Source organism: Luteimonas galliterrae (assembly GCF_023374055.1).
GTDB lineage: Bacteria > Pseudomonadota > Gammaproteobacteria > Xanthomonadales > Xanthomonadaceae > Luteimonas_C > Luteimonas_C galliterrae.
Genome location: NZ_JAMBEP010000002.1, coordinates 391,195 through 416,827 on the forward strand (window position 1 = coordinate 391,195; position 25,633 = coordinate 416,827).

Consider the following 25,633-nt stretch of genomic DNA (forward strand, 5'->3'; position numbering starts at 1 on the left):
CGGTGTTCAGAACTTCAGGCTGACCTCCATGCCGTAAGTGCGCGGCTCGGTGATGCGCGCGCCGACGGTGCCGAGCACGGTCTTGCCGTAGGTGCCCAGCGAATTGATGTACTGGTTGTCGCCCAGGTTGTTGCCGTAGATGGCCCAACCCCAGCGGCCCTGCGCCGACGTCCAGGCGATGCGGGCGTCGGTGAGGTTCTGCGCCTCGCCCAGGTCCAGCGCCGGGCTGACGCCGCAGGCACCCTGCGACACCGATTCGTCGTTGCAGCGGGTCTTGCCGCGATAGGCATGGCGCAACACGAACCGCACGTCGCCGTTGTCGCCCAGGTTCCACAAGTAGTCGATGCCGGCGGCGAAAGACCAGTGCGGCGTGCCGGTCGGCTCGCCGGCCAGGTCCACGCCCTGCGGGTTGACGTATTCCTTGTAGGTGGAATCGATGTACTCGGCGTTGAAATCCAGACCCAGGCCTTCGGTAGCCTGCCAGCGCGCATCGAAATCCAGGCCCCAGGCTTCCAGGTCGGAAGTGTCGACCACGAAACGCGGAATCTCGGTGGTCATGTCCAGCACCACCGCCTGGCGGTTGTCGTACACGTAATAGAACGCCGAAGCGTTGAACGACAGCCTGTAGTCCGGCAGCGCTTTCTTGATGCCGGTTTCGAAGTTCCACACTTCCTCGTTCTCGAACTCGCTGCCGATCTGCAGCGAGTTGAAGCCGCCGGCCTTGTAGCCCTTGGCCAGCGAAGCGAAGCCCATCGTGTTGTCGTCGAAATGGTAATCGGCGACCAGGCGCGGGCTGAAGTCGTTCCAGGACTGCGAAGCGCTGTTCTTGATGCCCTTGTTCAGCAGGGCCGGCGGATCGATGAAGGCGACATCGAAAACGAACTGCTCGCGCGGGAGTCCGATCGCGTCGAAGAAGCCGAGGAACTGCAACTGATCCAGCGCGAGGTCGAGCGACGGCGCATAGCGCAAGCTGTTGAACCAGGTGAAATCCTTCTCGTCGCGGGTGAAACGTCCGCCCAGCGTCAGGTTGAACTTGTCGTTGACGTGCCAGATCACGTCGCCGTATACCGCGTAAGCCTTGGTATCCAGCGTGTTGCGGAATGCCTCGTTCCAGCGATGTCCGCGCAGCGTCACAGGAATGCCGAAGGAGCCGGCAAGGTCGGATATGGGCCCGAACAGGCCGCCAGGCGCTTGTCCGAGATTGCTGAGGATGGTGTCGACCGCATCGGTGAACGTATTCACTTCGCTGGTCTGCTTCGCGCTTTCCTGGAAGTAGCTGGCGCCGGCAACCCAATCGATGCGATCGGTGCTGCCGGCGAACTTGAACTCCTGGTAGACGCTGTGGTTGCTCTCGGTATTGGTCGAATCGACGTACAGATTGCGGCGGTTGGTGCCGTCTTCGTCTACCGCGCGGTTTTCGGAATCGTAATCGCGCCAGGACGTGGTGGACGTCAGGCTGCCCCATTCGAAGGCGTGATCGACGATCAGCGTGACGCCGTCGAAGCGGCGGTATTCGCGGCTGCCTTCGGCATCGTTGGAAGTCGCGATCTTGCGCGGATCCAGGTATGCCGTTTCGTCGACCGGCAACGGCGGCACGCCCGGCGCCGCAGGCAGCGAAACGATGCCCGTGGTCACCTGCGCACGCTGGTCGAGCTTCTCGTGATCCCAGCTGAGGAACAAGTGGGTCGCATCGCCGAACGTCGTCTTGAATGCCGCGCGCGTGGCCCAGTTGTCCTCGGGATTGAGGTCCTGCCCTGTGACCGAATCGCGCACCCAGCCGTCGCTATGGTTGGCCAGCGCGTTGAAGCGGAACGCGGAATCCTCGCCGGTAGGCACGTTGAGCATGCCTTCCAGATAGGCCTTGCCGTAGTTGCCCAGGCGCAGCCTGGCGCGGCCTTCGAATTCGTCGACGGGCTTGCGGGTGATGATCGAGATCGCGCCGGCGGCGGTGTTGCGGCCGAACAGCGTGCCCTGCGGGCCTTTCAGCACTTCGATGCGCTCGACGTCGGTGAACGGCAACAGCACGCCGCCGCCGCGGCCGGCATAGACGCCGTCGACGTAGACGCCGACGGCAGGATCGGTGCCGATGCCGAAATCGTCGGTTTGGATGCCGCGCAGCTGGAAGCTGGGTTGGGTCGGCTGATTGCTGTTCACCACCAGGCCGGGCACGAAGCTGTCGATGTCGCCCAGATCTTCGGCGGCGACGTCGTCGATCAGCTGGTCGGTGACGACCTGCAGCGCGATCGGCACGTCCTGCAATTCCTGTTCGCGGCTCTGCGCGGTGACGATGATGCGGTCCAGCGTGACGGCATCGCGCGCGGCGGGATCCTGCTGCGCCGCGGCCGGTGCGGTTTGCGCCCAGGCGCTGAAGGCGAACGGCAATGCGCAGGCGCCGATCAGCGCGCGGCGCAGGCTGACGCCCAGGATATGTGGTTTCAACGACATCGCTTTCTCCCCTTCCGTTTGCGAATGTGGTGTTCTTGCTTTTCTTCTTCTCTTCTTCTCAGTTGCGCGGCCGGTCAGGCATCGCAACCGCCTTCCATCGCCGCGATCCAGTCCCGGATCAGCTCGACTCCCTCGCGATGCACTACGTCGCGGCCCAGCTCCGGCATCATCACCCCAGGATCGTCGCTGTCGATGCGGTACGCCAGTATCGACTCGTCCGGCTTGCCCGGCACTATGCCGAAACGGTGGCCGCCGGTGCCGCGCCCCGCGGCGATCGGCGGCTTGCACAAACCCAGATGGCGCGGTTCGTGGTCGCCCATGTCCAGCAGCAGGCCGGAAGTATCGGCCGGCCCGTGCGCGTTGTGGCAGTGTCCGCAATTGGCGTCCAGATAGGCGCGCGCCCGATCGTCCAGGCTGGCCCGTGCTGCATCGCGCCAATCCGCATTGCGCGGCACGCCGGTCGCCGGAACGCCTGCCAGGTAGCCGATTTTCGCCAGATGCCGCAGCTGGTTCTCGCTGCCGGACGCGTAGCCGTAATCGCGGTTCAGGTGCCGCGCCTTCGGCCCGAGCGGCTGTACCAGCCGCGTGGTGTTGTTCTCGGCATGGCAGCCGGCGCACTGGTTCTGGTCGGGCACCTGGTAGTTGAAGTCTTGGCGGCTGCCGTCGTCGGCGACCAACTGAAGCGCGACGCTGTCGCCGGTGCGCGCCAACTCGGCTTCGGTCTGTTCGGCGTTCCAGACATAGGCCAGCGCGACCCAGCCTTGCGCGCGATGCACCAGCAGCCGCGTCTCGATCATGCGCACGTTGCGCAGATCCAGGCCCTCGCCGGCGTGATCGCGCGACTGATCGTAGGTGCGCGCGACCGCGTCCTCTCCGCCGGTCGCTTTCGGGTAATAGAACGTCTTGCTGAGGATGGTGCCGACCGGGAAATCGAAACTCGCTTTCGGCTGGTATTGCGCGGCCTTGCCTTTTGGCATCCATACCGTGCGCAGCTTGTGCGCGTAATCGCTGAACAGCGGCGTGTTGAGGTCGAATGGCACGACGCCTTCGTTCAATGCAAGCTTGTCGCCGTCGCGGTATACGACGTGCCAGTCGCTGAGCTTGGCGGGATAGCCATCGGCGTGGAATGTCACGGCTGCCGGCTCTTGCTTGCAAGCAGACAGCAAGAGAACCAGCGACACCAGCAGCCCCCATGCCGTCATTCCCGCGAAGGCGGGACTGCGGAGGCCGAAGGCCGGAGCGAACATCTGCGTCAGCAGATGGCCCGCAGGGCGAGCGAAGCGAGTAATCCAGCGACTTCGCTTTAGCCCTCTCCCGCTTGCGGGAGAGGGTTGGGCGAGGGCGCGCGGAATGACAGGTCGCTTCGTCGCGATCTGGAGAGGTCTCAAAGTCGCTGGATTCCCGCCTTCGCGGGAATGACGGCCAAAAGCGGAAGTGCTGACGGTCTTGCTCAAGCCTGCTTCAACTCCACCGCCGGCAACTTGTCCAACGTGCATTTGAACGGCGCCGCATCCGCTTTCGGATTCTTGTTCTTGTTCGGCCCATCGGCATTGAGCACGCCGGACGCGCCTTCGATGCAGATCTGCGGGCCGCCGGCGCGCTTGGGATTGGCGTAGCCGTCCCACAGCACGTCGGGCAGACGGCCGTTCAAGCCGAACATCGCCACCTTCAGCGCCTTCAGGTCGAGCCCGTCCGGCGAATCGCCGCCGCCGGAAAAACGGTTGCCGTATACGTAAATCTTTTCCGGATAAGGATCGAAGGCCGCCGACGGCTTGTACTTGCCTTCGTATCCGGCCGAATAGTGGCTGGCGATGACCACATTGGCGGTCTTGTTGTCGGCGATGTCGTTGTCGAACACCTCGACCTCGTCGTTGGACATGATCACCACGCCCGAGCCGGCGGGCACGCTCGCCACCGCGGTGCCTTCGCGGCCGAAGTTGGCGGTGTTGTTCTTGACGATCTTGTTCTTGAACACGCGGGTCGTGTGGCCCGGCTGCGGCAAGTCCGGCATGTTGAACACCAGGATGCCGCCGGTGTTGTCGGTGGCGATGTTGTCGTACACGTCCGCGCCGATGCAGTTCTCGATCTCGATGCCGGCCACGTTGCGCTCGGCGCGGTTGCGGCGCACCACGATGCTCTGCGACTGGCCCACGTAGATGCCCGCATCGGACGCGCCGATCACCACCGAATCCTCGATCAGCACGTTCTTGGTCTGCACCGGGTACAAACCGTAGGCGCCGTTGTCGGTATCGGGTCCGTTGGTCCATTCCACCCGCACTTTGCGGATGGCGATGTTCTCGCCTTCGTTGACCTTCAAGCCGTCGCCCTTGCTGTCTTCGATCGCCAGGTTCTCCAGCGTGAAATCGCTGGCGTTGACGATCAGGCCCTCGGCGCCGCTCTTCTGGCCCTTGAAGCTGAGCACGGTCTTGTCCATGCCGGCGCCGCGGATGGTCACGCCGTCCACGCGCAGACTCAGGCTGCGGTCGAAGGCGAAACGGCCGGCCGGGATATCGATGACGTCGCCCGGCTTGGCGTCGAGCAGGCGCTCCTGCAATTGTTTCTGAAAGCCAGCGTCCGCCACGGGCGCCGGCGCTTCGCCGCGCCCGCAGCCGGCCAGCAGCATCGCCATCGCGATACCGCTCAACGTTCCGATCCGCACCATATCCGCCTCCCCGTTCCGCCTGTCCGCGGCGCCATGTCACAAACATGAAGTCTCCCGCCGTACGCACTCGCACGGAGAGGGCCGCCGCGGCATACTCATGGGGGGAAAAACGGACAAATTGCGTTCGATGGCCAGCAAAGCCTCGCTCGATCCGCGGTTAACCACCGCCGACACCGCCACCAACATCCTGGCCGGCCTATGCCTGCTGGCGGATGAGGCGGGGGTTTCCTGCGAGCCATGGCTGGCCGGACTGCCGCTGACCCGCGCCCAGATCGACGACCCCAGCGTGCGCGTCTCCTATCGCCAGGCCAGCCGCATCGTCGAAGCGGCGCTACGCGCGATGCCGCAGCCGGACTTGGGCCTGCGATTGGGCTGCCGCCAGAACATCGGCAACTTCGGCCTGCTCGGCCTGGCCATGATGACCGCGCGGACCTTCGGCGACGCGATCGGCATCGGCCTGCAGTACGCGGGCTTGTCCGGCAGCCTGATGGACCTGGAATTCGACACGTCCGATCCCGGCGCGATCGCGATGGTCGCGCTGCAGCGCGCGCCGGACGATCATCTGTTGCCCTTCCTGTGCGAAGAGTTGTTCGCGAGCACGCTGATGCTGTGCCGCGGCCTGATCGGCGAAGACTTCAAGCCGCTGCGGCTGGAACTCACCTATCCCGCGCCTGCCTACGCCGAACGCTATCGCGAAGTGTTCGCTTGCCCGGTGCAGTTCGGCATGGCGCGCAACCGCGTGCTGGTCGACGCCGCTTGGGCCGGACACAGGCTGCCGACCTACAACCCTGTCAGCGCGCAACAGGCCTTGGCCTTGTGCCAGTCGCAGTTGCCGCGCGAGCGCAAACCGAGCGAGATCGTCGCCGGCGTGCGCCGGCTGGTGCGCGAACGGCTGCGCGACAACCCCAAACTCGCGCAGATCGCCGCCGAACTGCATCTGACCGAACGCACCCTGCGCCGGCAACTGGCCGTCGCCGGCACGCATTACAAGGCGATCCACGACGACGCCCGCAGCGAGCGCGCCCAGGACCTGCTGCACGAAGGCCGGTTGCCTATCGCGCAGATCGGCGCCGAACTGGGCTTCAAGGATGCGCGCGAATTCCGGCGCGCGTTCAAGCGCTGGACCGGCGTGGCGCCAAGCGAAGTTCGCGAGCAGAAGACCCCGTAGCCCGGGTGGAGCGCAGCGATACCTGGGCTACGAAGACCTCCGAAGACTTTAGTCGAGCACCATCACCGCATCGACCTCGAACTGCGCGCCGCGCGGCAGCGCCGACACTTCGATGGTGGAACGTGCCGGATACGGCGCCTGGAAATACTCGGCCATCACTGCGTTGACCGCGGCGAACTGATCGAGGTCGGTCAGATAAAGGCCGACGCGCACCACATCGTCCATCGAACCGCCCGCCGCTTCGCAGACCGAACGCAGGTTGTCGAAGGCGCGGCGCGCCTGGGCCTGCACGTCGCCCTCGATCAGCAGGCCGCTGATCGGGTCGAGTGCGACTTGGCCGGATAGGTAAACGGTATCGCCGGCGCGCACGGCTTGCGAGTACGGGCCGATGGCGGCGGGAGCTTTGGCGGTGCTGATGGGATCGCGGGGCATGGTCACTCCGGAAAGCAGGATGCGGGAATGCATCAGGAATCGTCATCCCGGCGAAGGCCGGGATCCAGGCCTTCGATTGTAGCCAAGCGACGCGGGCTCTGGATCTCGGCCTTCGCCGGGATGACGGTTTTTGTTGAGCGACTTGATCAATCGCGTAGCCCGGGTAAGCGAAGCGCACCCGGGACCGAGCCGAGGCATGCGCCCGGGTGCGCTTCGCTTACCCGGGCTACAAGCGTTGGACGCCGTGCACCACGTTCAACCGCCGCACGCGCCGGATCACTTCCGCCAGATGCTTGCGGTCGTGCACTTCTATCGAGAAGCGAATGCCCGCAACGCTGGTATCCCGCTCCAGATACTCGACGCGATCGATATTGGACTCCGCCTGCGCGATCGCCGCGGCCACTTGCGCCAGCACGCCGGGCCGGTTTTCCACTTCGATGCGCAATGCGGCCTGGAAATCGCCGGACACCTCGCGGTCCCAGCCGATCGGCACCCAGCGTTCGGGCGACTTGCGGTAATCGACCACGTTCGGGCAATCCAAACGATGCACCACGATGCCCTTGCCGGTGGTGTGGAAACCCATGATCTCGTCGCCGGGCAACGGCAGGCAGCAATTGGCGAAACTGATCACGCCGCGTTCCTGGCCGGTGATCAGGATCTTGTCCTGCGGCAGGATCGCGCGGGCGGTGTCGAGCAGGTCGCCCGTGCCCGGCGCCTTGCGCGCGAGCGCTTGCGCCACCTGCACCGGCATGCGGTTGCCGAGCGCGATGTCGGCCAGCAGCGCTTCGAGCCGCGGATAGCGGAATTCGGCCAGATACGCGTCCAACTGCGCCGACGGCAGCCGTTCGAGCGAAGTGTTGAGATCTTCCAGCGCACGATCGAGCATGCGATGGCCCAACTGCACCGCATCTTCGTGTTCGAGATGCTTGAGCTGATGGCGGATCGCGGTGCGCGCCTTGCCCGAGACGACGAATTCCAGCCATTGCGGATTCGGCGCCGCGGACTTGGCGGTGATCACTTCGACGCGCTGTCCGCTCACCAACTTGGTGCGCAGCGGCACCAGCTTCTTGTCGACGCGCGCGGCGACCGCGTGGTTGCCGACGTCGGTGTGCACCGCGTAGGCGAAATCCAGCGCAGTCGAGTTGCGCGGCAACGCGAGGATGTCGCCCTTGGGCGTGAACAGGTAGACCTCGTCCGGGAACAGGTCGACCTTGACGTTCTCCAGGAATTCCAGCGACGAGCCGGTGCTGCGCTGCGACTCCAGCAAACCGGCGATCCAGCTGCTGGCGCGGCTCTGCGCGCTGTTGCCGGCGCCGCCATGCTTGTACGACCAATGCGCGGCGATGCCGCGCTCGGCGATCAGGTCCATTTCCTCGGTGCGGATCTGCACTTCGATCGGCGAGCCGTAAGGACCGAACAGCACCGTATGCAGCGACTGGTAGCCGTTCGCTTTCGGTATCGCGATGAAATCGCGAAAGCGGCCGTCGAGCGGCTTGAACACCGAATGCACCACGCCCAGCGCGTGGTAGCAGTCCGGCACTGCCGACACCACCACTCGGAAGCCGAACACGTCCATCATCTGGTCGAAGCTCTTCTGCTCGGCGCGCATCTTGGTGTAGATGCTCCACGGCGTCTTGACCCGGCCGACCAAGCGATGCGCCAGGCCTTCCATCGCCAGGCGCTGCGCCAGCTGCGACTGGATTTTCGCCAGCGCCTCGCGCCGCACCACCGGCTGCGTGCGGATGCGTTTTTCGATGACCGCGTGCCGCCACGGATGCAGCGCGCGGAAGCCGAGGTCCTGCAATTCGGATTTGAGCAGGTTCATGCCCAGCCGCTGCGCGATCGGCGCGTAGATCTCCAGCGTTTCGCGCGCGATGCGTTCGCGCGCTTCGCCCGTCTGCGCGCCGAGCGTGCGCATGTTGTGCAGGCGGTCGGCCAGCTTGATCAGGATCACGCGTAGGTCGCGCGACATCGCCAGCAGCATCTTGCGAAAACTTTCCGCGGCGGCTTCCTGGCGGTCGCGGAAGTGCAGCTTGTCCAGCTTGGTGACGCCTTCCACCAGCTCGGCCACGGTCTCGCCGAATTCGCCGGCGATGGCTTCGCGCGACAGCGGCGTGTCTTCGATGGTGTCGTGCAGGATCGCCGCGATCAGCGTCTCGGCATCCAGCCGCTGCTCGGCCAGCACCGTGGCCGCGGCCACGGGATGGGTGATGTAGGGCTCGCCGGATTTACGCGTTTGCCCGGCGTGCGCAGCGGCCCCTACCGCCCAGGCGCGGCGGATCAGCGCGCGCTGGTCGTCGCTGAGATAGGAAGCGGCGCTGTCCAGCGCCTGCACGTAGTCCGGTACGTCCTGCACCGACGGCGCGGGCGGCAGGGAAACGGCGTGGGCGGGCTCGGCGGGGGTCATGGGCTGAGCGTACGCGGGCCGGCCGGGGGCGGCAATAAAGCTCAAGGTATGGCGGCGTCAGGCGTAGACGGAGCGCCTAGTTTTTCCTCCCCTTTGAAAAAGGGGGATCGAGGGGGATTTGCTCTTGCTCTTGTCGTGGAAGTTGCCGTCAAAAAAGCAAGATCAAGAGCAAATCCCCCATCGGCCTTCGGCCGATTCGCCCCCTTTTGCCAAGGGGGCAACCGCAAAAAACTTAGAGATCGTCGCCTTTGGAGAGGTCGTCGTCCGCGACCACTTCGGCGGCGGCCCATTCCAGCGCCTCGCGCTCGGCGCGTTCCTTCTCCGCCTTCTCGACCTGATCGATGTAGTCCTGGTCGATGCGGCGCGCGGCGATCTCGCGCAGCGCCAGCACGGTGGGCTTGTCGGCGTGCTCGGAGTTGTCGATCTTGGATTCGACTCCGTTCGCCAGCTGGCGCGCGCGCTTGGCGGCCATCATCACGAGTTCGAAGCGGTTGTCGACCACTTCCAGGCAATCTTCAACGGTAATGCGGGCCATAGGCTTCCCGGCGGCCGCTCGGGCCGCTCATATCTATACGGAGGGGCGCGGATTGTAGCCAGGTCCGTGCCAAGAACGCAAGCGACTTCTTTATAAATCAATAAGTTAGATAGTATCTGGCAAAAGATTCTGCGGCCGATGCTTTTCGTAGGAGCTGCTTTAGCCGCGAGCTCTCCCCTCAAGGCCGCGCGAGCGTGGGGTAAAAGCTCGCGGCTAAAGCCGCTCCTACGAAAAGCAGGCTACTCGTCGGACAGCAGCGCAGTGATCAGCTTGGCGTGCCGCGCCACCTGGATGTCCTTGCGCAGCCGGCTGGCGACGAAGATGGCGCACATGTCGTCGACCGCAGTGTCGAAATGCTCGTTGACGATCACGTAATCGAATTCGCCGTAATGCGACATCTCTTCGCGCGCCGCCGCCAGGCGCTGGGCGATGGTGGCTTCGCTGTCCTGGCCGCGCTTGCGCATGCGCTCCTCGAGCGCGGCGCGCGACGGCGGCAGGATGAACACGCTCACCGCGTCCGGCACCCGCTGGCGCACCTGGCGCGCGCCTTGCCAGTCGATCTCCAGCAGCACGTCGCGGCCCTGCGCCAGCAGCGGTTCCACCGACTGCCGCGCGGTGCCCTTCCAGTCGCCGTGGACGCGGGCGTGCTCGAAGAAGTCGCCGGCGTCGATCATGGCCTGGAACTCCGCCTCGCCGATGAAGTGGTAATGCTCCGCGTGCCTTTCTCCCGGACGCGGCGCGCGCGAAGTGAACGAGATCGACAGCGCGATGTTGGCGTCGCGCGCCAGGCAGGCGTTGACGATGCTGGATTTTCCGGCGCCCGAGGGCGCGGCGACGATGAACAAGGTTCCGCGCATCGCTATTCCACCTTCGCGCCGCCGATCGGCAGCGGTTCCGCGACGATACGGTCGGCGACCGGATGCAACGCGATCTCCGGCAGCCGCTCCGCGACGGCGTCGTCCATCGACAGCCCCGTGTCGGGCATCGGCGTCTCGAACGCGCGTCGCCGCGCCTCCGCGTTGGGCCACACCGCATAGCCGTACCAGAGGCCGTCGTCGCCGCGATGCAGCCGCGAGCCCAGCGAGCCGCCGCGCGCCAGCAACGCATCGGTGCGGCGCGTCCAGGCCTCGACGAAATGCGCTTCCATGCCCGGCTTCAGCCGCCAGCGATAGAGGAAAGCGACCGCATGGGCGGCATCTGCGTTATTCAATGTTCTGCACCTGTTCGCGGATCTGGTCGATCAGCACCTTCAGCTCCACCGCCGCCTGCGAGGTGCGTGTATCGACCGATTTCGAGCCCAATGTGTTCGCTTCGCGGTTGAATTCCTGCAGCAGGAAATCCAGACGGCGGCCGACGGGCTCCTTCTGCGCCAATACGCGCCGGATCTCGACGATGTGGCTGTCGAGCCGGTCGAGCTCCTCGTCCACGTCGAGTTTCTGCAGCCACAGCACGAGTTCCTGCTCCAGCCGGCCGGGGTCGGCGGGCTGCGACAGGTCGGCCAGGCGCGCCTCGAGTTTCTGGCGCTGGCCGATGCGGATCAGCGGGATCAGCGTGCGCACGGTGGCGGCCTGCGCGGCGATGGCATCGACGCGCTCGGCGATCACGGCGGCCAATTGCGCGCCTTCGCGCTCGCGCGCGGCGACGAACTGCGCCAGCACCGTGTCGAGCAGCGCCAGCGCCTGGGCCTGCAGCGTTTCCGGATCGGCGCTGCGCGATTGCAGCACGCCGGGCAGTTGCAGCAGTTGTCCCAGCTCGGTGCGCAGGTTAGGAAAACGGCCGTCCAGGTCCTGCGCGACCGCGCTCAGTTGCGCCACCAACGCCTGGTTCAGCTCAAGGTGCTCGGCGGCGTCCGACGGACGCAGGCGCAGGGTCAGGTCGAGCTTGCCGCGCGAGATGCGCGCCGCGATGCGCTCGCGCAGGGCCGGCTCCAGCACGCGCAACTCTTCCGGCAGGCGCACGCCGATTTCCAGGAAGCGGTGATTGACCGCGCGCAGTTCGCAGCCGAGCACGCCGGCTTCGGTGTTGCGCTCGCCGGCGGCGAAGGCGGTCATGCTGCGGATCATGCAAGGGCCTGGAAGAGATGAAGGTGCCGATGTTAATGCACGCCGGGGCTTTTCCATGCATTCGGCGGTATCCTACTCGGCCGTTTTCGAGGCCTTCTCCCGATGTCCACCCTGTCCCGTCCCAGCGGCCGCGCGCCGGAGCAGATGCGCGAGGTCCGCATCGAGCGCGGCTACACCCGCCATGCGGAGGGCTCGGTGCTGGTGGCCTTCGGCGAGACCCGGGTGCTGTGCACCGCCAGCGTCGAGAACCGGGTGCCGGGCTTCCTGCGCGGCAAGGGCGAAGGCTGGGTCACCGCCGAGTACGGCATGCTGCCGCGCGCCACGCACAGCCGCAGCGACCGGGAGGCCGCGCGCGGCAAGCAAGGCGGGCGCACGCTTGAGATCCAGCGCCTGATCGGCCGCGCCTTGCGCGCCTGCGTCGATCGCGGCGCGCTCGGCGAACGCACCATCACGCTCGATTGCGACGTGCTGCAGGCCGACGGCGGCACCCGCACCGCGGCGATCACCGGCGCCTACGTCGCCCTGGTCGATGCGGTGCGTTGGCTGCAGGCGCGCAAGGAAATCGCCAAGAATCCGATCTTCGGCGCGGTCGCCGCGGTCTCGGTCGGCGTCTACCGCGGCGTGCCGGTGCTGGACCTGGACTACGCCGAGGACAGCGACTGCGACACCGACATGAACGTGGTGATGAACGACGGCGGCGGCTTCATCGAGTTGCAGGGCACGGCCGAGGGACACGCCTTTCGTCGCGACGAATTGAATGCGCTGCTGGCGCTGGCGGAGAAAGGCATCGGCGAGTTGCTTACGGCGCAACGCGAAGCGCTGGCGCAATAGCGTAGCCCGGGTAAGCGCAGCGCACCCGGGACGTCATACCCGTTCGCGGCGAAAGCCCCGGATGCGCTGCGCTTATCCGGGCTACGAGGACATGGAATGCAACGACACATCGGCGCGGTTTCGCTGCTCGTCCGCGACTACGACGAAGCGATCGCGTACTACACGGACAAGCTCGGCTTCGTCCTGCTCGAGGACACCGCACTGGACGGCGGCAAGCGCTGGGTGCGCATCGCGCCGCACGGCTCGAACGAAACCTCGCTGCTGCTGGCGCGGGCGGCGAACGAGCGGCAAACCGCCCAGGTCGGCGACCAGATGGGCGGCCGTGTCGGCTTCTTCCTGCACACCGACGATTTCCGTCGGGACCACGCTGCGATGTCGGCGCGCGGCGTAAAATTCGTGGAGCAGCCGCGCCAGGAAGCCTACGGCACCGTCGCGGTATTCGAGGACCTGTACGGCAACCGCTGGGACCTGTTGGAGATGAAGCCGTGAAACTGGTGCTGGCCAGCAGCAACCCCGGCAAGCTCGAGGAATTGCGCGACCTGCTCGCCGACACGGGCATCGAACTGATCGCGCAAAGCGATCTGGGCGTCGGCGATGCGGAAGAAACCGCGACCACCTTCGTCGAAAACGCGCTGCTCAAGGCGCGGCATGCCGCCGCAGCCACCGGCCTGCCCGCGTTGGCCGACGATTCCGGCATCTGCGTCGACGCGCTCGGCGGCGCGCCCGGGTTGTACTCGGCGCGCTATTCGGGCGCGCACGGCGACGCGCAGGCCAACATCGACAAACTGCTCGGCGCCCTGCGCGGCAAGCCAGTCGAACAGCGCACCGCGCATTTCTATGCGGTGATCGTGATGCTGCGCCATGCCGGCGATCCGCAGCCGATCATCGCCGAAGGCGTCTGGCCCGGGCTGATCCTGGAAGAACGGCGCGGCGACGGCGGCTTCGGCTACGACCCGGTGTTCTTCGACCCGCAGACGGACCGCTCGGCGGCGGAACTCGAACCGAGCCTGAAGAACCGCATCAGCCACCGCGGCCGCGCCCTTGCCGCGCTGCGCGAAAAACTGCTCGCAGCCATCGGGTAACCGATATGTTCGTCGTCATCTGGCAATACAAAGTGCGCGAAGGCGCGGAGCCCGCGTTCGAAGCCCTGTACGGCAGCGATGGCGCCTGGGTCGCGCTGTTCGCCGAGTATCCGGCGCATCTGGGCACCGAATTGCTGCGCGGGGAACGCCCGGACACCTACCTGACGATCGACCGATGGTCTTCGGAGGACGACTATCTCGCTTTCCTCGTCGATGCGCAGCCGCGTTACCAGCGCATCGACGAGGAAGGCGACGCACTGACTGCGAGCGAACACCGCATCGGCACCTACCGAACATGCTGACCGCGACCCCGCCGCTGTCGCTGTACGTGCACCTGCCCTGGTGCGTGCGCAAATGCCCCTACTGCGACTTCAACTCGCACGAAGGCCGCGGCGCGCTGCCGTTCGAGCCTTATGTCGACGCTTTGATCGCTGACCTGGACCACGACTTGCCGCTGGCGTGGGGACGCACCGTGCAGACGGTGTTCTTCGGCGGCGGCACGCCCAGCCTGTTTCCGGCCGCAGCGGTCGACCGTTTCCTGCAGGCGGCTTCGTCGCGGCTGCGTTTCGCGCCCGGGCTGGAAATCACCCTGGAAACGAACCCGGGCACCGCCGAGCACGGCCGTTTCGAGCACTACCTGGCCGCCGGCGTCAACCGGCTCAGCTTCGGCATCCAAAGCTTCGACGACGGTTGCCTGCAGCGCCTGGGCCGCATCCACGACAGCCGCGAGGCGGAATATGCGGTGAAGCTGGCGCAGGACGCCGGCTTCGACAATTTCAACCTCGACCTGATGTACGCGCTGCCGCAGCAAACGCTGGCCATGGCCGAACGCGACATCGAACGCGCGATCGCGCTGCATCCCGCCCACATCAGCCATTACCAGCTGACCCTGGAACCCAACACGCTGTTCGCGGCCAAACCGCCAGCGGGCATACCCGAGCACGACGATGCCTGGGACATGCAGGAACGCTGCCAGGCGATGCTGGCCGCATCCGGTTATGCGCAGTACGAAGTGTCGGCCTACGCGCGACCGGACCGGCAGTGCGCGCACAACCTCAATTATTGGCGCTTCGGCGATTACCTGGGCATCGGCGCCGGCGCGCACGGCAAGCTGACCTTGGGCTCGGAGCAATCGATCCTGCGCCGCTGGAAGGTCAAGCATCCGGCCGAATACCTCGCCAAAGCCGGCAGCGCCGAGGCGATCGGCGGCGACGAGTACATCGCGCCGGAACGGCGGCCTTTCGACTACATGCTCAATGCGCTGCGGCTGAACGAAGGCTTCTCGCTGGCGAGCTTCGAAGCCGGCACCGGACTGGATCGCGCCGTCATCGACGAACGGCTGAATACGGCGCGCGACCGTGATTGGCTGTCGATCGATGGGGACCGCGTGGTGCCTACGGAACTGGGACGCCGATTCACTAACGATGTGATCGCGGTGTTTCTGACGGACTGAGAGCGCGAGTTCCGCTCCCTATTCCGCTTGCGGGAGAGGGCTGGGGTGAGGGCGTGCGAAATCTCAGATGGCGTCAAACCAATGATCGTGCGGCGTCGGACTTCGAACGCTTGACGCGACCTGCCATATCGCGCGCCCTCTCCCAACCCTCTCCCGCAGGCGGGAGAGGGCTAAAGCCAGGTGCTCGCCATTTCACACGCTCGCATCGCCGCGTAGCTCACTCTCACAGCATGCTCGACGCCCTCACCGTGCAATGCCCCTACTGCGGCGAACGCTTCGAGGCCCTGGTCGACGCCAGCGCCGGCGACGCCGCATACATCGAAGACTGCCCGGTGTGCTGTCGGCCGATCGCGCTCCACCTGCGGCTCGACGAGGAGGGCCAGCCGGCCGCCCTGGAAGCCTCGCGCGACGACTAGCCGCAGCCGGCCGGGCGCCGATGGCCGCCTATCCAGCCGCAGTGCGTTACTCCCGCTTATATGGCGCTGGCGGCGCCGGCCATGCTATTTAACGGAATACGATTTTCGCGGGGAGCGAAAATGGGGCAGGCCATGGTGCATCCCAAAGACAGCCAGTCCTCGACGCTGGTCGGCAGCGATCTGCCGCCGCGCGTACGCAGCGCGCTGGAGCAACTGCTGTCGGTGGTCTCCGAAGAGATCGTGCGCGGCCTGGGCAAGATGCTGAACGAGTTGGAGCAGCAGTTGTTCCAGCAGGCCAACCATGCCCGCAATGCCGCCGCCCAAGACGACCAGTTCAACGCGCTGCGCAACTTGCGGTTGACCCGCGCCGATTTCATCCCGCTCTACCTGCACGGCCTGGAAGACACGCTGGCGCGGCTGCGCGCGCCGCGCCCGGAAGCCGAAACGGCGGCCGCAACAAAATCCGGCAGCCAGCAATGGCAGTTGCTGGACCGCGATTCCGACGACGAACACATCATGCTGCGCGACCTGGCGGTGCGTTACGAATCGCGCGCCACCCTGACCCTGTACCTGCTCGGGCAGCGCTTCGGGGTGATGGCCGGTGCGCCGGCCTTTGAGACCGATCGGCTGCCGGTGGGTCCGCGCGCCCTGCTGCGCATCGCCGAGGACACCGCCAAGGCCCTGCACCACGACGGCGTGCTGCGGATGCTGCTCTACCGCGCGTTCGAGCACCACGTGCTGGCCGGGTATCCGACTCTGGTCGAGCTGATGAACGAATCGCTGGGCAAGGCCGGCATCCTGCCGGGCCTGGAGTTCGTGCCGGCCCGGATCCGGCCCGCATCCCAGACCCGCAGCGAAGCCGCCGAGGCCGCTCCCGCCAAGCCCGCCGCGGCCGGCAAGACCGCCGGCGATTCCGCGCAGGCGCCCTACACCGGTTGGCTGGGCCAGGCCAATGCGCCCAGCTCGGCCGACGACGCCATGCAGTTCGCCTTGCTGCAGCAGCTGCTGTCCGGCCGCCGCGGCCTGATCGGCAAGTTGCAGGCCGGAAGCCAGGCGCCGGACGCCGAAGCGCTGGCCGCGCCCGCGCTGGACGAGATGCTGGGCACGATCCAGCGCAAGCCCTCCGGCACTCCGGCTTCGCCGGAACGCAAACGCTCGCTGCGCGACGTGCAGCAGGCGGTGCTGGCGATGGCGCGGCAGCAGCGCGGCAGCGCCGCCACGCTGTCTCGCGACGACAACGACACGTTCGATCTGCTCGGCCTGCTCTACACCGAACTCGAGCGCGAAGTCCGCGACGACACGCTGGCCCGCGAGCTGCTCGACCGCTTGCAAGTACCGCTGCTGCGCCTGGCGCTGCAGGACCGCGCGTTCTTCGTGCGCAGCGAACATCCGGGACGCATGTTCCTGAACACCGTCGCCGAGTCCGGTGCGTCGTGGCTGGGCGAGGACGGCGTCGATCCGCACTTCGAGAACCAACTGGCGCAGACGGTCGAGCGCGTCGTCAACGATTACCAGGGCGACGTTCAAGTCTTCGAGCAGGCCAACGCCGACCTGCAGCAGCAACTGCAGGTGCAGGCGCGCCGCGCCGAAGTCAGCGAGCGCCGGCACGTGGAAGCCGCGCGCGGCAAGGAAAAACTGGCGGTCGCCAAGCAGCGTGCCGCCGTGGTGCTGGACGAGCTGCTCAAGGACAAGCAGCTGCCGCGCTTCGTGCAGACCCTGCTGCGCCAGGCCTGGGCCGACGTGCTGACCCTGGTGCTGCTGCGCAACGGCGAATCCTCCGAACTGTGGCGTACGCATCTGGATGCCACCCAGCGGATCATCGAAGTCACCTGCGCCAAGGATTCCACGCTCGACGCCGACCTCGCCTCGCAGATCGAGCAGTCGATGCTGCAGGTCGGCTATCACGCCAGCGAAGCCACGGCGATGGCGCGCCAGCTGAGCCGCGCGCCGACCGAGAGCGACGACGCCGCATCGCGCACCGAACTCACCGTCAAGCTCAAGTCGCATACGCGGCTGGGTGAGGACACCGCCGCCAAGAAGCCCGAGCCGCGGCCGCGCAACGGCGAGGAACAGTCCTGCTACGACTACCTGCGCTCGCTGCCGTTCGGCACCTGGATGGAATTCACCAGCAATCAGCAGGGCGACAAGACGCGCCGGCGCCTGTCCTGGTACAGCCCGGTCACCGACAACGCGCTGTTCGTCAACAACCGCGGCCAGCGCGTTGCGGAAATGACGCTCGATCACCTGGCCCGGCTGATGGCGCAGCAGCAACTGCGCGTGGTGACGGTGGAGAGCAGCCGCGTGGTCGACCGCGCCTGGCAGGCCACGCTATCGGTGCTGCGCAGCTTCGCAGGCCAGAGCGAACCGCAACCCGTATGGACGGCACCGACATGAGCACGCCTGCGGCCACACCCGAATTCCGCCGTGCGCGACGACGCAAGGCGATCGAGCGCATCAACGTGATCGACGCCATGACCGAAGCCACCATCGGCCAGCTCGGCAACCTGTCCGAATCCGGCCTGCTGCTGATCGCCAATACGCCGCTGCGCGAGGACGCGCTCTACCAATGGCGCTTCCTGCTGCCGCAGCCGGGCGGCGGCGACGCCATCGTCGAATGCGGCGCGCAAGTGCTGTGGATGGACCGCGCCAGCGCCAACGGCCAGTTGTGGGCAGGTGCCCGCTTCATCCTGCTGCCCAAGACCGCGCATGAAGCGCTCAACGCGTGGGTGGAAGCGCCCGGCGGCGAATACGAATAAACCGCGCCCGAGCGGCGTTGCGGGATAGGCCCGACGGCACCTGCGGCGCGAACGCGTTTGCGGCAGAATCGGGGCCCCCTACTCCGACACCGTCCGCAATGGCCTCGTCCGATTCCAACGCGCAAGATTTCCGTCAGCCGGATTTCAATAAGCCGGATTTCAATAAGCCGGATTTCAATAAGCTCTACGTCGAACACCTCTCCACGCTCGAACAACGCGCAGACCAAGCCCTGTCGCGCGCCGGCTTCGACCATCTGGTCGTGCCCAGCGGCACGCTTCACTACCAGGTCTTCGACGACCGCGATTATCCGTACGCGGTGAACCCGCAGTTCAAGGCCTGGCTGCCGCTGACGCGCGTGCCCAACAGCTGGCTGGTCTATACCCCGGGCGACAAGCCCAAAGTCGTCTACTACCAGCCGTTCGACTACTGGCACGTGGTGCCCGACGCGCCGAGCGGCTGGTGGGTCGACCATTTCGACATCGCGATCATCCGCAAGCCAGAAGAAGCGTTGCAGCACCTGCCCAAGGACGCGGCGCGCTGCGCCATCCTCGGCGAACCGCAGAGCGCTCTGGGGGCGTTCGTGCCGAACAATCCCGAAGCGGCGATCGACTATCTCGAATACCAGCGTTCGTACAAGACGCCGTACGAAATCGCGATGATGCGCGAAGCGCAGCGCAAGGCCGTGCGCGGCCACCGCGCCGCGGAGCGCGCGTTCCGCGCCGGCGCCAGCGAATTCGGCATCCATCTGGCCTACTGCCAGGCGGTGGGCCAGGACGCGGGCGAACTGCCGTACAACAACATCGTCGCGCTGAACGAGCACGGCGCCGTGCTGCACTACACCGAACTGGGCCGCTTGCCGCCCAAGCCCGTGCGCAGCTTCCTGATCGATGCCGGCGCCAGCTTCCACGGCTACGCCAGCGACATCACCCGCACCTACGCCGCGGACACCAGCGGCGAGTACCAGGCGCTGATCGATGCGGTCGACGCGGCCCAGATCGACATGGGCCGGAAGGTGCGTGCCGGCGCGGACTACAAGCAGCTGCATATCGACGCGCACCTCACGCTGTCCGGCATCCTCAAGGATTTCGGCGTGATCAAGGTCTCGCCGGAGGCCGCGCTGGCGACAGGCGTCAGCTCGGCCTTCTTCCCGCATGGCCTGGGCCATCCGATCGGGCTGCAGGTGCACGACGTCGCCGGTTTCGCCGAATCCGATCGCGGCGGCAAGATCCCGCGCCCCGAAGGCCATCCCTACCTGCGCATGACCCGCAAATTGGAGCCGGGGATGGTGGTGACGATCGAGCCCGGCATTTACTTCATCGACATGCTGCTGGACGAGGTGAAGAACAACGGCCACGCCGACAGCGTCGACTGGACGCGCATCGACGCGTTCCGCCCGTTCGGCGGCATCCGCATCGAAGACGACGTGCAGTGCACGGACGGCGAGCCGGTCAATCTGACGCGACCGGCATTCGCCGAAGCGGCCGCGTAGACCGCGGCTTCTGTGGGAGCGGCTTTAGCCGCGAGCTTTTCAAGTTGCGGCAGGACTTCAAGAGCTCGCGGCTAAAGCCGCTCCCACTACAGACCGACAACGCACTTGCATGCCACTCGGCGCCGGCCTAGCCTCACGCGAATGCCCAGCGCCGGTAGGAGGTACGCCATGCGCATCGCCCTCTTTTGCCTGTTCTTGATCGCGTTCGCCGGGTGGGCGGCACCCGCAAGCGCGCAAAGCGACGCCGACAAGCAACGCGAACAACGCCAAGCCTTGCTGGAAAAGCACAAAGGGGACTTCGATTACCTGCTCGGCGACTGGGAATTCACCGCGAGCAACGGCGATTACGGCAAGTTCCGCGGCTATTGGAGCGCGACTAGGCTGTCCGGCGGCCAGATCATGGACGAGTACCGCGTCGTCGGCGACAAGGACGAAACCTACTACGTCACCACCACCATCCGCGCCTACAACGCCGGACTCGACCGCTGGGAATTGATCGGCATGGACGGCGGCGGCGGCCTGCAGGATTTCGGCACCGGACAACGCGATGGCGGAGAGGTGCGCATCGAACAGCGCTTCGGCGTATCGGGTCCGCATCCGTCGTTCTGGAAAATACGCTACCGCAACATCCGGCCGGATGCGTTCTCCTGGAGCGCCGACCGCTCGCTCGACGACGGCAGGACTTGGACAAAAAACTACCAGACGCTGGAAGCGCGTCGGATAGGTCCGGCTCGAACATTGCCTGCGCTCACTTCGCCCGGAAGAAAATCCGCAGGCGCGGAAGCGCCGAACGAACAGCGCCCTTCGCCATGAGACTACGCATCGACGGCATGGCGCCGCTGCTGCAGGTATTCGACATGCCGGCGTCGCTGGCGTTCTATCGCGATATTCTCGGCTTCGAGCGTGTCGACGACTCCGGAAACGGCGACGGATCGGATTGGGTATGGCTGCGGCTGGACGGCGTCGACTTGATGCTCAATACGGCCTACGAAGCCGACGATCGACCCGCATCGCCCGACTCCGCCCGGATCGCCGCGCATCGGGACACGGGGCTTTTCTTCGGTTGCGGAGACGTCGATGCCGCCTACGCATACTTGCTATCCAGAGGACTGCATCCGGAACCGCCGAAGGTCCAGAGCTACGGCATGAAGCATGCTGTATGTCGCCGACCCGGACGGATACCTACTGTGTTTCCAGCATTCCGCCTGAAAACCCGCTTTCTTGCCGGACCCGCTTTTGCTCCTACAAAAAGCCCACAACGTGGGCGGATCAGCGCTCCGCTGCCATGAAAGCTTCGATCTCGTCCGCGCTGCGCTCGAGCTGGCCGGTCAACACCTTATGGCCATCCTTGGTGACGACCACGTCGTCCTCGGTGCGGATGCCGATGCCGCGCCATTTGGCGTGGACCGTCTTGTCGTCCGGCGGGATGTAGAGGCCGGGCTCGATGGTGAACGCCATGCCCGGTTCGAGCAGGCGCGATTCGCCGTCGATGCGGTATTCGCCCACGTCGTGCACGTCCAGGCCGAGCCAGTGCCCGGTCTTGTGCCGGTAATAGCGCTTGTAGTGGCCTTCGGCGATGTTCTTTTCCAGCTTGCCTTTCAGCAGGCCGAGCGTGAGCAAGCCTTCGGTGAGCGTGCGTACCGCCGCTTCGTGGCCGGCCTCGTAAGCCACGCCGGGCCGCGCCTGCGCCAGCGCGGCCTGCTGCGCGGCGCCGACCAGGTCGTGCAGCGCGCGCTGCTCCTTGCTGAAACGGCCGTTGACCGGGAACGTGCGGGTGATGTCGGACGCGTAGCCGCGGTATTCGGCGCCCGCGTCGATCAGCACCAGATCGCCGTCCTTGGCTTGCGCGCTGTTGGCGCGGTAGTGCAGCACGCAGGCATTGGCGCCGGCGCCGACGATGCTGCCGTAAGCCGGCTCGGCGTCGCGGCTGCGGAACACGCGTTCGATGTCGGCCTGGAGTTCGTACTCGCGGACGCCGGGCCGGGCCGCGCGCATCGCCGCACGGTGCGCTTCGACACTGATGTCGGCGGCGCGCTGCATCAGCTTGAGTTCGTCCTTGGATTTGAACAACCGCAATTCGTCGAGCAGGTGGCCCAGTTCCAGGAATTCGTGCGGCGGCTGCGCGCCCTGCCGCGCCTGCGCACGGACGCGATTGAGCCAGCCGATCAGTTTCAGGTCGAACTCGGTGTCGCGGCCGAAGTGGTAGTAGACCCGGGTGCGGCCTTCGAGCAGGCCGGGCAGGATCTCGTCGAGATCGTCGATCGGATAAGCGTCGTCCAGGCCGAGTTTTTCCACCGCACCCTCGGGCCCCAGCCGCGGGCCGTCCCAACCTTCGCGGTCCGGATCGCGCTCGCGGCAGAACAGCAGGCTTTCGCCGTGGCTGCGGCCGGGCACCAGCACCAGCACCGCTTCGGGCTCGGCGAAGCCGGTCAGGTACCAGAAATCGGAGTCCTGCCGGTAGGGGTAATGCGTGTCGCGGCTGCGGATGCGTTCCGGCGCGGCGGGCAGGATCAGGATGGCGTCGTCGCCGGCGATCCGCATCAGCTGCTTGCGGCGCTTGGCGTAACTGCTGAGGGAAATGCCGGTGGCGAGGCTCATGGTTTCGCTATGGAATGTGATGCCTTGGAGAAGCGATCGCACTTGTGGGAGCGGCTTCAGCCGCGAGCTTTTTGTCTAGCCTGCGCTCCAAAGAGCTCGCGGCTGAAGCCGCTCCCACAAAAGCAAATCGCATTTTGATGCTAATTCAATCTATGCCGGTGCCGCGGCCCCATCACGCAGTCGCCGTGCAGCAGCAAGGCCGCCACGCGCACGAATTCCTCGATCTCGGCGTAGGCGGCTTCGTCTTCCTCGTCGCCGTCGGGCTCGGGCGTGGCCGCGGCCAGCCTGGCGAGGTCCTCTAGCGCTTCGCGGCCTTCATCGGACAAGGGCGGATCCTTGCCGGCGGCCAACCCGAAACCGCCGAGAAAACCGCGGCACCAGTCGAACAGGGCTTCGCTCCGCTCGGCGAGCGGGGCATCGTCGTCGGGCAGCAACAGCGCGAAGCCGAAATCGCGGTCCTCGAACTGGGAGCGGCTGACCGCATGCATCGCCTCCAGCGCGCCGCCTTCGGCCGCGCGCGGCGCCTGGTCGTCCGCCAGCACTTTCGCCAGCCAATCGGGCGAGTCCGCGCCGCCGCCGGCCATCCAGCCGCATGCGGCGCCGTGCAGTTCCGACGGCGTGATGGACAGCGTCAGCGCTCGCGCTTCGGCTTCGACACTGGACCAACTGGGCAGATCGTCGGACACGGCAGGACATGCGGGGGAAAGTGGATGCAGTGTAGCAATGCGAGGGTTCGCCCACGCTTGTTGTCGGCGACAGCCCGCCCCTACACTGCCCCGCACCCCATCCCGACGGCCCGCCATTCGTGCGCATCTTTCGCAAGGCAGCGACATGCTTCCGTCCGGCGCTTGTGGCCTGCCTGGCGGCCGCGGTTGCCTGCGTCGCGCAGGCCGGCACCCTCGACCGACTCGGCTCGGCCCTGCCGCAGCCCGCTTGGCCGGCCGGTTCGGGCGCCGCAGCTGGCGGGCCATTGCAGCGCTTGCTCCACGTTCGGAGCGCGGCGGGCGCAGAACCGGCCGCGGCCCTGCCCGCAGCGGGCACGCGTACCGCAACGCCGTCGCCGTGGCGCAGCCTGCAGGCCCTGCTGGCCATGTCGGCGCTGCTGATCGCCGCCGGCGCGAGCCTGGCGTGGTGGTTGTGGCGCCGCCGCCTGCAGGCCGAGCGCGGCTATTTCGAGCAGATCCGCGAGCGCGAGGAGCGCTTGAAGATCGCGCTGTGGGCCTCGGGCGAGCATTTCTGGGACAACGACCTGACCACCAACGCCGCGCACGTGCTCAGCGTCGACGATCCCGGCGACAAGCCCGGCACCACGATCCGCAACCTGCACTTCGCCAACTTGGAACTGGAAGTGCACCCGGACGACCTGCCCACCGTGCGCCAGAACATGCAGGCCCACATCGAAGGCCGCACGCCGATGTTCGTATCCGAACACCGCGCCCGCAACCGCGACGGCAAGTGGGTATGGATCCGCGCCCGCGGCCGCGCCGTGGCGCGCGACAAGCAGGGCCGCGTCACCCGCGTGGCCGGCACCGCGCGCGACATCAGCGACCGCCGCGACGCCGACCGCGAGCGCCGCATCGCCAGCGAAGTGCTGCGCAGCATGAACGAAGCGGTGTCGGTGCTGGACGAGAACTTCGTGTTCGTGGCGGTGAACCCGGCGTTCTCCAAGACCACCGGCTATTCCGAGGAGGAGGCCATCGGCCAGTCCGCGAGCATCCTCGACAGCCCGCAGCACGACGAGGATTTCTATCGCGACCTGCGCGCGCAGGTGACCCGGGACGGCCACTGGGCCGGCGAGGTATGGCAGCGCCGCAAGAACGGCGAAGATTTCCTGTGTTCGCTGGAATCGATCAGGGTAGAAGGCGCCATCGACCAGCGCAACCTGTACGTGGCGGTGCTCAGCGACATCACCCACGCCAAGCGCACCGAACACGAGCTGCGCCTGCTGGCCAACTACGACACGCTGACCAACCTGCCCAACCGCAGCCTGCTGTCCGAACGGCTGTCGCAGGCGATCGTCAACGCGCGCCGCGAAGATACCCGCATCGCCGTGCTGTTCCTGGACCTTGACCGCTTCAAGGATGTGAACGATTCGCTCGGCCACGCCACCGGCGACCGCATCCTGCGCGCCTCCGCGGCGCGGCTGCGCGAAGTCGCGCCGCCCGGCGCCACCGTGGCGCGCCTGAGCGGCGACGAGTTCACCGTGGTGCTGGAGCACCTGCAGGATCCGGAAGAAGGCGACCGCCTGGCCGAACGCATCATCCAGGCCTTCGACGCGCCGCTGGGGATCGAGGACCGCCGCGAGATCATCATCTCGCCGTCGATCGGGATCAGCCTGTACCCGGACCATGCGCAGGTGCCGACCGACCTGCTCAAACACGCCGACACGGCCATGTACCAGGCCAAGGCCGCCGGCCGCCGCACCTACCAGCGCTACACCGAGCAGATGGAGTGGGAACTGCGCCAGCGCGCCACGCTGTCCGGCGCCCTGCGCAAAGTGCTGGAAAACGGCGAACTGCGCCTGGTCTACCAGCCGCGGTTGTCCCTGCGCACCGGCGCGATCACCGGCGTGGAAGCGTTGCTGCGCTGGGAACATCCCTACCTGGGCGTGATCCCGCCGAACCATTTCATCCCGCTGGCCGAAGAAAGCGGCATGATCCTGCCGATCGGCGAATGGGTCATGCGCGAGGCCTGCACCATGTTGCGGCGCTGGCGCCAGCACGGCCTGGGCAATCTCAACATGTCGGTGAACGTATCCGCGCTGCAGCTGCTGCGCGGCGACCTGCCGCAACAGGTGGCCAAAGTGCTGGCCGACACCGGCATCCCCGGCGAGCGCCTGGAACTGGAGCTGACCGAAACCGTGGTGATGACCAAGGCCGCGCAGGCGGCGGCGACGATGCAAGCCCTGCGCGACCTGGGCGTGCGCCTGGCGATCGACGATTTCGGCACCGGTTATTCGTCGCTGGCCTATCTCAAGCGCCTGCCGATCACCACGCTGAAGATCGACAAGGCCTTCATCGACGACATCGCCCAGGACCGGGACGACAAGGCCATCACCAGCTCGATCATCGCCATGGCGCGCACGCTGGGGCTGTACGTGGTCGCCGAAGGCGTGGAACACCAGGCGCAGGCGCGATTGCTGCTGGAACAGCACTGCGACGAGATCCAGGGCTACTGGGTCGCCCGGCCGCTGGACCCCTACCGTTGCCTGGCCTTCCTGCGCAATTGGCAGTCCGGGGTGGCCCGGTTCGAACCTGGACGTTCAGAACCGGCTTGACCGGCCGTTGGGCGGTGC

At 66.4% G+C, this 25,633-nt stretch carries 24 protein-coding genes; 13 read left to right on the forward strand and 11 right to left on the reverse strand.

What is annotated here, in order from left to right:
• Positions 1-6: 6 nt before the first annotated feature.
• The 3 genes from M2650_RS12410 to M2650_RS12420 all read right to left on the reverse strand — a co-directional run bounded on the left by M2650_RS12410 (position 7) and on the right by M2650_RS12420 (position 5,107).
• A complete protein-coding gene (locus tag M2650_RS12410) occupies positions 7-2,445 on the reverse strand; it encodes a TonB-dependent receptor (protein ID WP_249474930.1) in 2,439 nt (812 codons plus the stop codon).
• A 74-nt stretch (positions 2,446-2,519) separates the two neighbouring features.
• Positions 2,520-3,578: an SO2930 family diheme c-type cytochrome gene (locus tag M2650_RS12415; RefSeq protein WP_249474932.1), complete on the reverse strand. Its 1,059-nt coding sequence runs from the start codon at positions 3,576-3,578 to the stop codon at positions 2,520-2,522.
• Positions 3,579-3,895: 317 nt separating this feature from the next.
• On the reverse strand, positions 3,896-5,107 hold the full coding sequence (locus M2650_RS12420; RefSeq protein ID WP_249474934.1) for a parallel beta-helix domain-containing protein: 1,212 nt from the start codon (positions 5,105-5,107) through the stop codon (positions 3,896-3,898).
• 127 nt (positions 5,108-5,234) lie between these two features.
• Between M2650_RS12420 and M2650_RS12425 the strand changes: the two genes are divergently transcribed.
• Positions 5,235-6,275, forward strand: a complete 1,041-nt coding sequence (locus tag M2650_RS12425) for an AraC family transcriptional regulator (protein ID WP_249474936.1) — start codon at positions 5,235-5,237, stop codon at positions 6,273-6,275.
• 48 nt (positions 6,276-6,323) lie between these two features.
• Here the strand turns inward: M2650_RS12425 and M2650_RS12430 are convergent, their stop codons facing one another.
• The 6 genes from M2650_RS12430 to M2650_RS12455 all read right to left on the reverse strand — a co-directional run bounded on the left by M2650_RS12430 (position 6,324) and on the right by M2650_RS12455 (position 11,712).
• Positions 6,324-6,707 carry a RidA family protein gene (locus tag M2650_RS12430; RefSeq protein WP_249474938.1) on the reverse strand — a complete coding sequence of 128 codons (384 nt, stop codon included), beginning with the start codon at positions 6,705-6,707 and terminating at the stop codon, positions 6,324-6,326.
• Between the two features lie 226 nt (positions 6,708-6,933).
• Positions 6,934-9,114: a RelA/SpoT family protein gene (locus M2650_RS12435; RefSeq protein WP_249474940.1), complete on the reverse strand. Its 2,181-nt coding sequence runs from the start codon at positions 9,112-9,114 to the stop codon at positions 6,934-6,936.
• A gap of 232 nt (positions 9,115-9,346) precedes the next feature.
• Positions 9,347-9,649: a DNA-directed RNA polymerase subunit omega gene (gene rpoZ, locus M2650_RS12440; protein WP_249474942.1), complete on the reverse strand. Its 303-nt coding sequence runs from the start codon at positions 9,647-9,649 to the stop codon at positions 9,347-9,349.
• Between the two features lie 239 nt (positions 9,650-9,888).
• Positions 9,889-10,506 (reverse strand): guanylate kinase, encoded by a 618-nt coding sequence (gene gmk / locus M2650_RS12445; RefSeq protein ID WP_249474944.1) that lies wholly within the window; start codon positions 10,504-10,506, stop codon positions 9,889-9,891.
• A gap of 2 nt (positions 10,507-10,508) precedes the next feature.
• Positions 10,509-10,859, reverse strand: coding sequence for an antibiotic biosynthesis monooxygenase (locus M2650_RS12450; RefSeq protein ID WP_249474946.1), 351 nt, complete (start codon positions 10,857-10,859; stop codon positions 10,509-10,511).
• On the reverse strand, positions 10,852-11,712 hold the full coding sequence (locus tag M2650_RS12455; protein ID WP_249474948.1) for a YicC/YloC family endoribonuclease: 861 nt from the start codon (positions 11,710-11,712) through the stop codon (positions 10,852-10,854). The genes M2650_RS12450 and M2650_RS12455 overlap by 8 nt, the downstream gene beginning before the upstream one ends.
• Positions 11,713-11,814: 102 nt before the next feature.
• Between M2650_RS12455 and rph the strand changes: the two genes are divergently transcribed.
• The 11 genes from rph to M2650_RS12510 all read left to right on the forward strand — a co-directional run bounded on the left by rph (position 11,815) and on the right by M2650_RS12510 (position 21,029).
• Positions 11,815-12,543, forward strand: coding sequence for a ribonuclease PH (rph, locus tag M2650_RS12460; RefSeq protein ID WP_249474950.1), 729 nt, complete (start codon positions 11,815-11,817; stop codon positions 12,541-12,543).
• A 96-nt stretch (positions 12,544-12,639) separates the two neighbouring features.
• Positions 12,640-13,032 (forward strand): VOC family protein, encoded by a 393-nt coding sequence (locus M2650_RS12465; protein WP_249474951.1) that lies wholly within the window; start codon positions 12,640-12,642, stop codon positions 13,030-13,032.
• On the forward strand, positions 13,029-13,625 hold the full coding sequence (gene rdgB / locus M2650_RS12470) for an RdgB/HAM1 family non-canonical purine NTP pyrophosphatase (protein WP_249474953.1): 597 nt from the start codon (positions 13,029-13,031) through the stop codon (positions 13,623-13,625). The genes M2650_RS12465 and rdgB overlap by 4 nt, the downstream gene beginning before the upstream one ends.
• 5 nt (positions 13,626-13,630) lie before the next feature.
• A complete protein-coding gene (locus M2650_RS12475; RefSeq protein WP_249474955.1) occupies positions 13,631-13,927 on the forward strand; it encodes an antibiotic biosynthesis monooxygenase family protein in 297 nt (98 codons plus the stop codon).
• Positions 13,921-15,078 carry a radical SAM family heme chaperone HemW gene (hemW, locus tag M2650_RS12480; protein WP_249474957.1) on the forward strand — a complete coding sequence of 386 codons (1,158 nt, stop codon included), beginning with the start codon at positions 13,921-13,923 and terminating at the stop codon, positions 15,076-15,078. Before M2650_RS12475 ends, hemW begins: the two co-directional genes overlap by 7 nt.
• Positions 15,079-15,308: 230 nt before the next feature.
• Complete coding sequence (locus M2650_RS12485; RefSeq protein ID WP_249474958.1) at positions 15,309-15,494, forward strand: CPXCG motif-containing cysteine-rich protein; 186 nt, start codon at positions 15,309-15,311, stop codon at positions 15,492-15,494.
• 120 nt (positions 15,495-15,614) lie between these two features.
• Positions 15,615-17,888: a DUF1631 family protein gene (locus tag M2650_RS12490; RefSeq protein ID WP_249474960.1), complete on the forward strand. Its 2,274-nt coding sequence runs from the start codon at positions 15,615-15,617 to the stop codon at positions 17,886-17,888.
• Positions 17,870-18,250: a PilZ domain-containing protein gene (locus tag M2650_RS12495; RefSeq protein ID WP_249474962.1), complete on the forward strand. Its 381-nt coding sequence runs from the start codon at positions 17,870-17,872 to the stop codon at positions 18,248-18,250. Before M2650_RS12490 ends, M2650_RS12495 begins: the two co-directional genes overlap by 19 nt.
• A gap of 98 nt (positions 18,251-18,348) precedes the next feature.
• Positions 18,349-19,740: a Xaa-Pro dipeptidase gene (gene pepQ, locus M2650_RS12500; RefSeq protein WP_249474964.1), complete on the forward strand. Its 1,392-nt coding sequence runs from the start codon at positions 18,349-18,351 to the stop codon at positions 19,738-19,740.
• 168 nt (positions 19,741-19,908) lie between these two features.
• Positions 19,909-20,553: a hypothetical protein gene (locus tag M2650_RS12505; protein ID WP_249474966.1), complete on the forward strand. Its 645-nt coding sequence runs from the start codon at positions 19,909-19,911 to the stop codon at positions 20,551-20,553.
• Positions 20,550-21,029, forward strand: coding sequence for a VOC family protein (locus M2650_RS12510; protein ID WP_249474969.1), 480 nt, complete (start codon positions 20,550-20,552; stop codon positions 21,027-21,029). Before M2650_RS12505 ends, M2650_RS12510 begins: the two co-directional genes overlap by 4 nt.
• Here the strand turns inward: M2650_RS12510 and M2650_RS12515 are convergent.
• A complete protein-coding gene (locus tag M2650_RS12515) occupies positions 21,010-22,338 on the reverse strand; it encodes an aminopeptidase P N-terminal domain-containing protein (RefSeq protein ID WP_249474971.1) in 1,329 nt (442 codons plus the stop codon). The two genes, M2650_RS12510 and M2650_RS12515, sit on opposite strands and share 20 nt — an antisense overlap.
• A gap of 140 nt (positions 22,339-22,478) precedes the next feature.
• Positions 22,479-23,024, reverse strand: a complete 546-nt coding sequence (locus M2650_RS12520; protein ID WP_249474973.1) for a UPF0149 family protein — start codon at positions 23,022-23,024, stop codon at positions 22,479-22,481.
• A gap of 293 nt (positions 23,025-23,317) precedes the next feature.
• Between M2650_RS12520 and M2650_RS12525 the strand changes: the two genes are divergently transcribed.
• Entirely contained in the window at positions 23,318-25,615 is a 2,298-nt protein-coding gene (locus M2650_RS12525; protein WP_249474975.1) for a putative bifunctional diguanylate cyclase/phosphodiesterase, read from the forward strand.
• Positions 25,616-25,633: the final 18 nt, after the last annotated feature.